The sequence below is a fragment of the Kosakonia sp. 1610 genome, assembly GCF_050435845.1.
Lineage (GTDB): Bacteria > Pseudomonadota > Gammaproteobacteria > Enterobacterales > Enterobacteriaceae > Kosakonia > Kosakonia cowanii.
The window spans coordinates 239,938-252,741 of sequence record NZ_JBNDKZ010000003.1 but is presented as its reverse complement, the minus strand read 5'-3'; the positions used below and the strand labels follow the sequence as shown (position 1 = coordinate 252,741).

Annotated in this window: 9 protein-coding genes; 6 read left to right on the top strand and 3 right to left on the bottom strand. The window is 56.6% G+C overall.

Annotated elements, in window-relative coordinates; translation table 11 throughout:
• Positions 1-14 precede the first annotated feature (14 nt).
• Both foxA and ABIC80_RS11845 read right to left on the bottom strand, forming a co-directional pair.
• Positions 15-2,102: a ferrioxamine B receptor FoxA gene (gene foxA, locus ABIC80_RS11850; protein ID WP_305206917.1), complete on the bottom strand. Its 2,088-nt coding sequence runs from the start codon at positions 2,100-2,102 to the stop codon at positions 15-17.
• 128 nt (positions 2,103-2,230) lie between these two features.
• Positions 2,231-3,196, bottom strand: a complete 966-nt coding sequence (locus ABIC80_RS11845; protein ID WP_429177283.1) for a helix-turn-helix transcriptional regulator — start codon at positions 3,194-3,196, stop codon at positions 2,231-2,233.
• A gap of 453 nt (positions 3,197-3,649) precedes the next feature.
• On the opposite strand from ABIC80_RS11845, the gene ABIC80_RS11840 reads away from it, so the two are divergent.
• The 6 genes from ABIC80_RS11840 to ABIC80_RS11815 all read left to right on the top strand — a co-directional run bounded on the left by ABIC80_RS11840 (position 3,650) and on the right by ABIC80_RS11815 (position 11,895).
• Positions 3,650-4,225, top strand: coding sequence for a TetR/AcrR family transcriptional regulator (locus tag ABIC80_RS11840; RefSeq protein WP_124970067.1), 576 nt, complete (start codon positions 3,650-3,652; stop codon positions 4,223-4,225).
• 123 nt (positions 4,226-4,348) lie between these two features.
• Positions 4,349-5,470, top strand: a complete 1,122-nt coding sequence (locus tag ABIC80_RS11835) for an efflux RND transporter periplasmic adaptor subunit (RefSeq protein ID WP_429177280.1) — start codon at positions 4,349-4,351, stop codon at positions 5,468-5,470.
• The gene (locus ABIC80_RS11830) at positions 5,470-8,577 is read left to right on the top strand and encodes an efflux RND transporter permease subunit (protein ID WP_263753323.1); all 3,108 of its coding nucleotides are present in this window, start codon (positions 5,470-5,472) and stop codon (positions 8,575-8,577) included. The genes ABIC80_RS11835 and ABIC80_RS11830 overlap by 1 nt, the downstream gene beginning before the upstream one ends.
• Positions 8,578-8,579: 2 nt before the next feature.
• Positions 8,580-9,944, top strand: a complete 1,365-nt coding sequence (locus ABIC80_RS11825) for an efflux transporter outer membrane subunit (RefSeq protein ID WP_429177277.1) — start codon at positions 8,580-8,582, stop codon at positions 9,942-9,944.
• Between the two features lie 179 nt (positions 9,945-10,123).
• Positions 10,124-11,254, top strand: coding sequence for an AAA family ATPase (locus ABIC80_RS11820; RefSeq protein ID WP_094419277.1), 1,131 nt, complete (start codon positions 10,124-10,126; stop codon positions 11,252-11,254).
• 14 nt (positions 11,255-11,268) lie between these two features.
• Positions 11,269-11,895, top strand: a complete 627-nt coding sequence (locus ABIC80_RS11815; protein WP_429177274.1) for a DUF4276 family protein — start codon at positions 11,269-11,271, stop codon at positions 11,893-11,895.
• 15 nt (positions 11,896-11,910) lie between these two features.
• Here the strand turns inward: ABIC80_RS11815 and ABIC80_RS11810 are convergent, their stop codons facing one another.
• Positions 11,911-12,804, bottom strand: a complete 894-nt coding sequence (locus ABIC80_RS11810) for a MurR/RpiR family transcriptional regulator (RefSeq protein WP_042714521.1) — start codon at positions 12,802-12,804, stop codon at positions 11,911-11,913.

The window sequence follows — 12,804 nt, the reverse complement described above, 5'->3', positions numbered from 1 at the left end:
CCGGGTTTATCACATCAGAATGCGTAAGAGAGGCTGCCGACAATGCTGCGCTCGGCACCAAAGTAGCAGTAATTGGCGGAGTTACAGGCGGCGACATAGCGCTTATCGGTGAGGTTATTCACGTTCACCTGGGCGCTCAGCCCTTTCAGACCGACATTCGACAGATCGTACCCGACGGCCAGATCCACCAGCGTGTAGGAGGGCAGCGTGTGGGTATTCTCACGATCGGAGGTGATGCCGTTAACATAGCGCACGCCGGAACCGAGAGTCAGGCCATTCAGCGCACCCGCTTTCACGTCATAGCTCAGCCAGGCACTGGCCTGGTTACGCGGGGCGTAAACCGCGCGTTTGCCCTGCTCCTCGGGGCTGCTTTTCTTATAACGAATGTCGTTATAGGTGTAAGCCGCTTGTAAGCGCAGGTTATCCGTAAGCTGACCCACCGCTTCCAGTTCAACCCCTTCTGATTCAATCTCGCCAATAGCGCGGTAGGGATCGGTCGGCTCCACTTTGGTGGCAATATTGTTCTGGTTGATGCGGTAAACCGAGGCGCTGTACATGGTCTGCGACCCTTCCGGCTGGAACTTCAGCCCCGCTTCCCACTGTTTGCCCTTCATCGGTTGCAGGATCTTGCCGTTCTCATCGGTAAAGCTGGTCGGCGTAAAGGCCGTCGAATAGCTTACGTAGGGCGCAAATCCGCTGTCGAAGAGGTACATCAGCGCCGCGCGGCTGCTGATATGGTCTTTCTCCAGCGTATCGTGCGTGTCACCGATCTTATTGCTGTTGGTGATCTTCACCTGATCGTGACGGCCACCGAGGGTCAGGCGCCAGCGATCGAGCGACATCTGATCCTGTACATAGATCCCGGTCTGCTCCAGTTTATGCTTTTCACGACCATACACGGAAATAGAGAGCGGATCGGCACCGTAAACCGGGTTAAAGGCATCGATCGCCGGGAAGCTGCCATAGGACGAGGTGACGTTGTTATTGCGATGCTGATAATCAACGCCCACCAGCAGACGGTGGTTGATGGCACCGGTATCGACGCTGCCATCCAGCTGGTTATCCAGCGTCACCGCCGAGAGGGACTCATCTGAGCCGGAGTAACCGCGGTTCAGCTCGGTCTCATTCAGCCAGCCCGAGGCATAAACCTGATTGAGATCGACTTTGGTACGCAGGTAGCGCAGCTTCTGGCGCACTGACCAGCCGCTCTCAAACATGTGCTCAAAGTTATAGCCGACCATGTTTTCACGGCGTTTGTATTTGTCGTACTTATCTTCGCCCTCAAAGAAGGTGTTGGAGATTTTGCCCCCGGCGTGCGGCACCACGGTGCCTTCATACGGCAGGCCTGAGTGGCTGCCGCCTTCCGGATCGCGATGCAGATAGGCCATCACATCGAGGCGCGTGCTATCGGTAATACGCCAGGTGACGCTCGGCGCGATGGCGTAACGCTGCTCTTTCAGGTGATCAAACTGGGAGTCAGCATAGCGGGTCATACCGGTTAAACGCACCGCCACGCGATCGTTATCATCTACCGGCCCGGTCACATCAAACGCCGCGCCGCGCTGGTTGTTATTGCCCGCGAAGAGTTTCACTTCACCGCCCGGATCGAACGACGGTTTACGCGAGTTCAGCGCCACAATGCCGCCCGGCGACGAGCGGCCATAGAGCACGGATGCCGGGCCGCGCACCACTTCAACGCTGTCTAAAAACCACGGGTCGATCACCAGCGAGCTGTGGGAGTTGGTATCGCCCATCATCTTCAGGCCGTCGAGATAGACGTTATCGAGACTGCCGTCGGAAAAGCCGCGCAGCACGATGTAATCAAAGCGGTTAGAGGCGCCGATTTGGTTGCTGTAGACGCCCGGTGTGTAGCTGACGGCCTGGCGCACGCTGGTTGCGCCCTGCTCTTCATACTGCTGGCGCGTGACGATCGAGACCGCCTGCGGCGTTTCGATATCCGGCGTCTCAAGCTTGGTCGCGCCGCTCTGCACCTGCGACGTTACCACCACGGTATCTTTAGCGTTTTCCTGCGCCAGCGCCGAAACGCTTATCCCACCCGTTATGCAGCCAATCATCAATGCCAGTCGCGTTTTTGCGAACATGAAACTCTCCAGAAGCGGTTATTATTGTAAATAAGAATTATTACCCTTTTGGATTCGCCAATAGCTATGCGCAATGACAATTCACATATGCGCGGTGACAAAATGGCGCGCAGGGCGAGAGAAAAGGTCTACGGGGAGGCGATCGGCTGTCGCGCTTCACTCGGCGCAATGCCATAGCGGCGGCGAAAAGCGGTGGAAAAGTTGGTAGCGTGTTGATAACCCGACATCCAGGCCGCTTGCTGCACGCTATAACCCTGGGCGAGATAGCGGCGTGCCAGCGCCAGGCGGCAGTCGCGCAGATAGTCAAACACCGAGTGGCCATAGGCCTGGCGGAACTTCACCCGCAGGCTGCTGGTGCTCATCGCCGCCAGCTGCGCCAGTGCGGTCAGGGTGTACTCTTTTTCCGGCTGCTGCTCCAGCAAACGGCGCACCGACTCAAGCCGCTGTCCCTCACCGCCGCAGGCGCGCGTACAGCGCTCCACGCCCGCCATCCGCTGTGACAGCGCATGCCCGACCAGTTGCAGCATCACCCCTTCGAGGATCAGTTCGCGCGACAGTGCGGGCAGCGTTGAAAGCTGGCTCTGTTGTAAACCCGAGAGCAGAAACTCGGGCACCTGCCATAAAAAGGTTGGCGCGCCGTGGGATTCCCACTGCTCCAGCAGCGCGGTAAGCAGCGGCGAGCGCTGGCAGCTGGCCGGATCAACGCCGAGAGACAGCGTGCGCAGGGAGTTATCCGCCAGATGACGGGCGTTCATCACCTGCTGCTCGCTCAGACGCGAGGTAAAAGCCATACCAGAGCGAACGATAAACTCCTCGCCGTTGAGGCGCAGCATTACGCTGCCTTCAAGCACTACCAGCATATAGAGCGGGCAGCTGTGCAGAGAGGTGGTTTCATAGGGTTGCAGAACGCGAATGTCGGAGCGGGTCAGGTTCAGGCCGCTGGAGAAGCGCATCTCCTGCACATCGCCCTGAATCACGATGCGCCGCTCCTCGCTCAGCGAGCGGCAGGAAGCCAGCACCGGAAAGCGGTAATCGATGCCGTAGCGCTCGCCAAAGCCGATAAAATCTTCAACGGAAAAGTCTCTTTTTTGCATAACCGGCAGCCGTTCGTTCTCGGTCAAACCCAGGCCCCACGCCGGGCGAAACGGCCTACACCTTACCATCCGCATCCGGCTGCTTCAATGCTATTGAGAACGATTCTCATAAAACAGGTCCGTGGGCGTAGCGGGCATCATGGGCAAGAACTGCTCACCCTGTCGGCCTATAACGGCAAATAGGAGTGCCTCCTTTATAGAGGGCAATATCACTCTGCCAGGGTCATTTTTATCTCTTTTCAACCTCTCACATTGCCATCACATTGGCTCCGCACTTTCACGCTAATATATCCCTCAATCTTTCCTGCTTATTTTTTCTTTATTTCTCCACATTATGAAATTTCGTAAAACGGACCTATTTATAAATAAAATATTTACCCAAAAAACATAATTTCAATTAATGTACTGCGTAATGAGAATGTTCATTCTCATCCTATTTAACCGGGGGTCTCGATGTCGCAAAAAGCACTACAGGAGCAACGCCATCAGCAGCGTAAAGACGAGATCATTGCGGCTGCCCGGCGGCGTTTTCGCATCAGTGGCTTTCATGCCGCCAGCATGTCGCAAATCGCCCTCGAAGCGCAGCTGAGCGTCGGTCAGATTTACCGCTACTTCATCAATAAAGACGCCATTATTGAAGAGATGATTTGCCGCATTATCGACTACCGCATCGCCGAAATGGAGAGCAAAGCCGAGACCACGCATCTGCCGGAAATGCTGGCCTGGCGGCACACGCTTAGCCCGGATGACGATGCGTTAATGCTGGAGATGTCCGCTGAAGCGACGCGCAACCCGCAGGTGCAGGCGATGATGATTGAAGCCGATGCCCGCATGTTTAACACCGCCTGCCAGCACTTGCACAACAGCCACCCTCACCTTTCGCAAGAGCGCATACGGTGCTGCGTGGAATTACTGGCAGTGTTAATGGAAGGCAGCACATTTCGCCGCCTTACGCCGCAAAAATGCGACCCGGCACAATTACAGCAGCTCTATCAGGAAATTACCGCGATGTTATTTGCGAAGAAATAAGAAGCCGTAGATGAAAAAGCGGCGGCGCTATTTCTGGCGCCGCCGGAATAACCTGTTTACTCGCCTGCTCCACACTCCTGTTAATCAAAACGGGCAGGCTTCGCTCATGCCAGGAAAACTGAAATGAAGTTAATAAAAACAACCCTGTTGGCCGCGATCGCCCTTGTCGGTTGCGATAACGCCACGCCACCTGCACAACGCCCGCCCCAGCAAGTAGGGATTGTCACCTTAAAAAGCCAGCCGCTGGAGGTTACCAGTCAGCTTACCGGGCGCATATCCGCCGCGCAGTCGGCAGAGGTTCGCCCGCAGGTGGGTGGCATCATTCAAAAACGGCTCTTTACGGAGGGCGATACGGTAAAGGCCGGGCAGGCGCTTTACCAGATCGACCCTTCCAGCTATCGCGCCGCCTTTGATGAAGCCAGTGCGGCACTGAAACAGGCGCAGGCGCTGGTCGTTTCCGACTGCCAGAAAGCCACACGCTATGCGCAACTGGTAAAAGAGGATGGTGTTTCGCGCCAGGATGCGGATGATGCGCAATCCACCTGCGCGCAGGACAAAGCCAGCGTGGCGTCGAAAAAAGCCGCGCTGGAGAGTGCGCGCATCAATCTCAACTGGACCACCATTAGCGCACCGATTGGCGGACGCATCGGCATCTCCTCCGTCACGCCCGGCGCGCTGGTTACGGCTGAGCAAACCACGGCACTCGCCACGATTCGCGGGCTGGAGAGCATGTATGTTGATCTGACGCGATCCAGCGTCGATCTGCTGCGCCTGCGCAAGCAAGCGCTCACCAGCGACAGCAATACGCTGGGGGTGACGTTAACGCTTGAAGATGGCAGCACCTACAGCGAAAAAGGGCGCCTGGCGCTGACGGAAGTCGCCGTTGATGAGTCCACCGGATCCGTTACGTTACGCGCCATCTTCCCGAACCCGCAGCACCAGCTATTACCGGGAATGTTTGTCCGCGCGCGCGTCGATGAAGGGGTAATGGCTGATGCCATTCTCGCACCGCAGCAGGGAATCACGCGCGATGCAAAAGGCAATGCCGTCGCGCTGGTAGTGAATGCGCAGAACAAAGTGGAGCAGCGCACGGTTGAAACCGGTGACACTTACGGCGACAAATGGCTGGTGGTAAAAGGCCTCGCCAGCGGCGATAAGCTCATTGTGGAAGGCAGCGACAAAGTGAGTGCTGGCGCAACGGTGAACGCGGTGCAGGTGCAAGAGACTGAAGGAGGGAAAGCCTGATGTTCTCGCGCTTTTTTGTCCGCCGCCCGGTCTTTGCCTGGGTTATCGCCATTCTTATCATGATGGCCGGTATTCTGGCGATCCGCTCACTGCCCGTTGCCCAGTACCCGGATGTCGCCCCACCGGCTGTCAAAATCACCGCCACCTATACCGGCGCATCGGCGCAGACGCTGGAAAACAGCGTCACCCAGGTGATTGAACAACAGCTCACCGGGCTGGATAACCTGCTCTACTTCACCTCCACCAGCAGCTCCGACGGCCAGGCGACCATCACCGTCACGTTTGAGCAGGGCACTGACCCGGATACCGCGCAGGTTCAGGTGCAGAATAAAGTCCAGCAGGCAGAGTCGCGCCTGCCAACGGAAGTCACGCAATCGGGCGTCACGGTAGTAAAATCCCAAAGCAACTTCTTGTTGATCATGGGGTTGTACGATAAGACCGACCGCGCCAGCAGCTCCGATATTGCCGACTGGCTGGTGAGCAACATGCAGGATTCGCTGGCGCGCGTAAACGGTGTCGGCAGCCTGCAAGTCTTCGGCGGTGAATACGCGATGCGTATCTGGCTGGATGCAGACAAGCTCAAATCCTTCTCGCTGATGCCGTCTGATGTGCAATCGGCCATCGAAGCGCAGAACATCCAGGTCTCCGCCGGAAAAATCGGCGCCCTGCCCGCGTCCGATAAACAGCAGTTAACCGCCACCGTGCGCGCCCAGTCGCGCCTGCAAACCGTGGCACAGTTTCGCGACATCATTGTCAAAAGCCAAACCGATGGTGCCGTGGTGCGCGTTAAGGATGTGGCGCGCGTCGAGATGGGCAGCGAAGACTACAGCGCCCAGGCAAAGCTGAACGGCCACCCGGCGGCAGGTCTGGCGGTGATGCTGGCACCCGGTGCGAATGCGCTGGACACCGCCACGCTGGTCAAGAACAAGATTAATGAGTACCGCAACAACATGCCGCAGGGCTACGACGTGGCCTACCCGAAAGACAGCACCGATTTTATTAAGATCTCTATTGAAGATGTGGTGAAGACGTTAATCGAAGCCATCATTCTGGTGGTCTGCGTCATGTACCTGTTTTTGCAAAACATCCGCGCAACGCTGATCCCGGCACTGGCGGTGCCGGTGGTGCTGCTCGGCACCTTCGGCGTGCTGGCGCTGTTTGGTTACTCCATCAATACCTTAACGCTGTTTGCCATGGTGCTGGCGATAGGGCTTTTGGTCGATGATGCGATTGTGGTGGTGGAAAACGTCGAGCGCATTATGCGCGACGAAGGTTTGCCTGCCCGTGAAGCGACGGAGAAATCGATGGGCGAAATCTCCGGCGCGCTGGTGGCCATCGCGCTGGTGTTGTCTGCCGTATTTCTGCCAATGGCCTTCTTTGGCGGCTCGACCGGGGTCATTTACCGGCAGTTCTCCGTCACCATTATTTCAGCGATGGTGCTCTCGGTGGTGGTCGCGCTGACGCTGACACCGGCGCTGTGCGGCGCGGTGTTAAAACATAGCGCGCCCCATAAAAAGGGCTTCTTCGGCGCCTTTAACCGCTTTTACAACAACACGGAACAGAAATATCAGCACGGCGTATTGCGGGTGCTGCGCCGCGCGCTATCCGTGCTGGGAATCTATGCCGTGCTGTGTGGCGCGATGGCGCTGGTGATGTGGCGCTTGCCGGGCAGTTTCCTGCCGACGGAGGATCAGGGCTCGATTATGGTGCAGTTCACCCTGCCCGCCGGTGCCACGGCAACCCGTACCGATGCGGTGGCGAAAAAGGTCACGGAGTGGTTCCTCAACAATGAAAAAGCCAATACCGATGCCATTTTTACCGTTACCGGTTTTAGTTTCAGCGGCAGCGGGCAGAACGCAGGGATGGCCTTCGTCTCGTTGAAAAACTGGTCTGAACGCGACGGTGCGCAGAACACCGCCCAGGCGATTGCCCAGCGCGCCAGCCAGCAGTTAGCCACCATCCGCGACGCCACCATTTTTGCGATGACGCCACCGTCGGTTGATGGCCTCGGCCAGAGCAACGGTTTCACCTTTGAGCTGCTTGCCAGCGGCAGCACCGATCGCGATCGGCTCCTCACGCTGCGTAACCAGTTGCTGGCCAATGCCAATCAGCGTGCTGAGTTGCAGGCGGTTCGTGCCAACGATCTGCCGCAGATGCCGCAGTTGCAGGTCGATATCGACAGCAACAAAGCAGTGGCGCTGGGGCTCTCCCTGAGCGATGTGAGCGATACGCTCTCCAGCGCCTGGGGCGGCACCTACGTCAATGATTTTACCGATCGCGGCCGGGTGAAAAAGGTCTATATCCAGGGCGATAGTGACTTCCGCGCGTCCCCTTCCGACCTGCAAAAATGGTATGTGCGCGGCAGTGATAACAGCATGACGCCGTTTTCAGCCTTTGCCACCACCCGCTGGGAGTACGGGCCGGAGAGCCTGGTGCGTTACAACGGTTCAGCGGCGTATGAGATTCAGGGCGAAAATGCCAGCGGCTTTAGCTCCGGCGCGGCAATGACCGAAATGGAACACCTCGCCGATAATCTGCCCGCGGGTACCACCTGGGCGTGGAGCGGCCTGTCATTGCAGGAGAAACTCGCCAGCGGCCAGGCGATGAGCCTGTATGCCATTTCGATCATGGTGGTGTTCTTGTGCCTCGCGGCGCTGTATGAAAGCTGGTCGGTGCCAATCTCGGTGATTTTAGTCATCCCGCTCGGCCTGCTCGGGGCGGCGCTGGCGGCATGGATGCGCGGGCTAAGCAACGATGTTTACTTCCAGGTCGCGCTGCTCACCACCATCGGCTTGTCGTCGAAAAACGCCATATTGATTGTTGAATTCGCTGAAGCTGCGGTGCAGGAGGGGCAGTCGCTCTCCCGCGCGGCCCTGCGCGCTGCGCGTACCCGCCTGCGCCCAATCATGATGACCTCGCTGGCGTTTATAGCCGGGGTTGCGCCGCTGGCGATTGCCACCGGGGCCGGAGCCAACAGCCGCATCGCCATCGGTACCGGCATTATCGGCGGTACGCTGACGGCAACACTGCTGGCGATTTTCTTTGTTCCCCTTTTCTTTGTGCTGGTGAAAAAACTCGTCACCGGTAAACGTGCGCGTCAGGAGTAACTATGTTGCGTATAAGTGTTCTGTTTCTTGCCCTGCTGAGCGCTGGCTGTGTCTCCCTCGATCCGACTTATCAGCGCCCGCAGGCTCCGGTTCCGGCAACCTTGCCGGGCAGCAGCGGCCAGGCGCAGGCCGTCGCCACAGAGTGGCAGCAGATTGTGAATGATGGTCGCCTCAAACAGGTGGTCAGCAATGCGCTGACGCAAAACCGCGATGTCCAAAAAGCGATTGCCGATATCGACGCGGCGCGCGCGCTTTATGCTGAAGATCGCGCCGCGCTCTTCCCGACGGTCAATGCCGAATTGAGCAACACCCGTAGCCGCACCGTGGCGGGCGGATTAACCAGCAGCGCGGAAGCCGACGGTGCGGTCTCCAGCTTTGAACTCGATCTCTTTGGCCGCAATCAGAGCCTCGCCCGCGCCGAGCGCGAAACCTGGCTTGCCAGTGAATATACCGCGCAAAATACCCGGCTGAGCCTGGTGGGGGAAATCACTACCGCCTGGGTGACGCTGGCGGCAGATAACAGCAACCTTGCCCTCGCCAGGCAGACGATGGAGAGCGCGCAAAATTCGCTGAACATTGCCAAACGCAGGCAGACGATCGGCGTCGCGGCCGCAGGGGATACCGCGCAAGCGATGGCGGTATTTCAGCAGGCGCGCGCCAGCGTTGCCAGCTATCAGACGCAAGTGATGCAGGATAAAAACGCGCTTAATCTGCTGGCGGGCGAGACGGTGCCGGAATCGCTGTTGCCGGGCACGCTGGAGAGCATGGGGGATAACAGCATTACACTGACCCCGGCGGGCGTCTCCTCCTCCGTGCTGCTGCGCCGCCCCGATATTCAGGAAGCGGAGCATAATCTGAAGAGCGCGAATGCCAATATCGGTGCCGCGCGGGCGAACTTCTTCCCGACCATTTCACTCACCGCCAGCGCGGGTGTTGGCAGCAGCTCACTTTCGTCCCTCTTCAGCCATGGCATGAAGGTGTGGTCATTTGCGCCGTCCATCACGCTGCCGCTCTTTACCGGCGGGAAAAATATGGCGCAATTGCGCTACGCCGAAGCGGAGAAAAAGGGGCTGATTGCCACCTATGAGAAGACGATTCAGAGCGCGTTTAAAGATGTTGCCGATGCGCTGGCGCGCCGTGAAACGCTCACCGAGCAGTTGGATGCTCAGCGTGAATATGTCGCAGCCGAGCAAAAAGCGCTGGATATCGCCCAGCGCCAGTACAAGGCGGGAACCGGCGATTATCTCTCGGTTCTGACAGCCCAGCGCTCGCTCTGGTCGGCGCAGGAGTCGCTGATTTCACTGCAACAAACCGACCTGCAAAACCGCATCACGCTCTGGCAATCCCTCGGCGGCGGCGTCAGTTGATCTTGCAGCTTAGTGTGTCGTCGAATCTGCGGCGAAGCGATGTCTGCACAGCTTCGCGCTGATGGTACATAACCTAAAAAGGAAGGTGTAGTCGTAGCAACGCTTTGATAGAGTGTGACAACTCCCGACAATTAGCCTGTAATAGCCAGTCAGCTTCCTTTCTGGCATGGATAAGCAAGATGAACAACCAAACCAGTAAAAAGCGTCTTCAAGGTAGTATCGCTGAAGTTTCAATAAAAGGTTTTCGTAGTCTAAAACATATTGAAAAACTCGAACTTCCCCAACTGACCGTGCTGATTGGCGCAAACGGTGTAGGTAAATCTGGGTTTATCCGTTTTTTTGAGATGCTCAGTTGGATGCTGCGCTCACAAAAATTGCAGGAATTTGTGCTCCTCCAGGGGGGCGGCGACGATCAGTTTTATATGGGATCACGCGCCACGCCAAAAATTCAGGCGGAAATTCGCCTGCGGACAGAGAAAGGTTTTAATGATTATGCCTTCGAGATGGCACATCTTTCAGCTGGCGATACGGTAATGATTACTCGTGAAGGATATCGTTACTCAGATGCTCAGAAAAAGGGTGAAGCGAGATGGAGTAATCTAACGGAAATTGGCAGAGAATCTGCGCTGCCTGATAAAGACAACAAAACAGCGAAGACGATTTGTCAGTTACTACGACAATGTTCTACATATCAATTCCACGATACCTCTTCTAAGGCATCTATACACCAGCGTTGGGATATCTCAGATTCAGCGCGTTTGCGCTCTGATGGTGGCAATCTGGCGGCAGTATTGTGGGACCTACACGAAAATGACAACGCTCGTTACAAACTCATCGTGCGACAAATTCAACGTGTTTTTCCAACGCTGGACGATTTCATGCTGGAGCCGGCGGGAGGAAAAGTCTTGCTTCGCTGGAAGAGCAAATTTAGTGACAAGGTTTTTGGAGCACACCTGACTTCCGATGGTTCTCTGCGTTTATTTTGTCTGTTGACGTTATTAAGCATGCCAGATGATCGCTTGCCGGATATTATGTTTTTCGATGAACCCGAACTGGGTCTTCATCCACATGCCATTACCCTGGTCGCTGAAATGATGAAACGGGTTGCTAAGACCCGGCAACTCTTTATCGCGACACAATCGCCTTATATGGTGGACTGCTTCGAGCTGGAAAATATTATTGTCGCCAACGCTGAAGGAGGAGCCACCTCTTTACGCAACTTGCCACGGGAAAAATATCAGCAGTGGCTGGATGATGAATATTTGCTTTCTGAAATTTGGCTCAAAACGCCTGTAGGAGTAGCACCGTGAGGCGGGTATGCGTTGTGTGTGAAGGGCAAACGGAAGTTGAGTTTATTAAATCCTGCGTCGCCCCCTATCTGTATACAGAAAATTATTCCATCTATCCCTCCATTATTCAGGCACCTTCAGGACGGCATCGGGGCGGTAGGGTAACGGTTGAGCGTCTGGTCGACTTTATGCGTCATCAGTATCATGAAGCAGACCGTATTACGACTTTTGTTGACTTCTATGGTTTTCAAGATGCCAATGGGCGCACAGCAGCTCAACTTGAAAAGGATATCCTCGCCGGGCTAATCGCCAGGGGAAAAAATATCAACTCTCACTTCGTATCGCCCTATGTGCAGCTTCATGAGTTTGAAGCGTTGCTCTTTTCCGATATTGAGAAATTTGAATATGTTCTGGATGGCTGGAGCAACGAAACACGACAGGCTCTCAGCGCAATTCGCATGCAGTTCTCTAATCCGGAGAAGATTAACAACCATCCCTCAACCGCCCCATCAAAGCGTATCCTCAAAACTTTTCCGCAAGGAACTTACAGTAAAACGGAACATGGCCCGATCATTGCGGAAGAAATTGGCATCGATGTTATTCGCAGACAATGTCCTGGTTTTAATCAGTGGTTAGATAAACTGGAATCATGGCGTATTTGATAGTGCCCGCCTCCCTCACCCCTTTTTACCGCCCGGCTTTAAACCCCGGTGAAACTCATTGATGCGTTTCACCGTTTTAATCGCCCGCTGCGAATTGGCTGACGCCACCGACAGGACAATCATCTCCAGGCAGAGCAACACCGTGCCGTGCAACGGGATTTTGCCCTTCTCGCCGCCGCGCGGGACATGGATCACCACATCCGCTTGCTGGCTGAAGCGCGAGTCGACGGCGTTGGTCAGCAGGATCACCGGAATGCCGAGCCGCCGCGCCTCTTTCAGGGTGGTAAGCCCTTCGCGGTGCGCCGATTTTTGCGCCATCATCACCAGCACATCGCCGCGCTGTAACCCAATCAGCTGCTCGGAAAGGGCGATGCCGGTGCGGTTAAGTTCAATAGCGGGCAAGCCGATGCGGTTGAAAAGCCGTGCGCTGTACTCCGCCAGGATCCCCGATGCGCCAATGCCGAAAATCGCCACCTGGCGGGCGTCGACCAGCAGTGCCACCGCCTGCGCAATAGCGTAACGGTTGGCGGGCGCGGAGAGCACCTCGCAGGTGTGCTGATGCCCTTCGAGGACAAAATCGATACCGGAATTGACGTCGCAGGCGAGCGCATTCACCGTGGTGCTCATCTTCTCAGCTGACGACGCCGCCGGGCCAAACCACTGCTCCAGCGTCTGCTTCAGATCGCGCAACCCGGCAAAGCCCAGCGCCTGAATCGCCCGCACGACGGTGGCGTCAGAGGTGTGGGTGGCGGCAGCAATCTCCATCGCCGTCTGCTCGAGCACCGCTTCGCGATGATCGTGGATATAACGCGCCACCGCCTGCAAACGCGGTGACAGCGTCTGCACCCGCGCGCGAAAACGCTCGCCGTAGACATCAACGCGGCTTCTGGCCCGCTTTGCGTTCTGCAT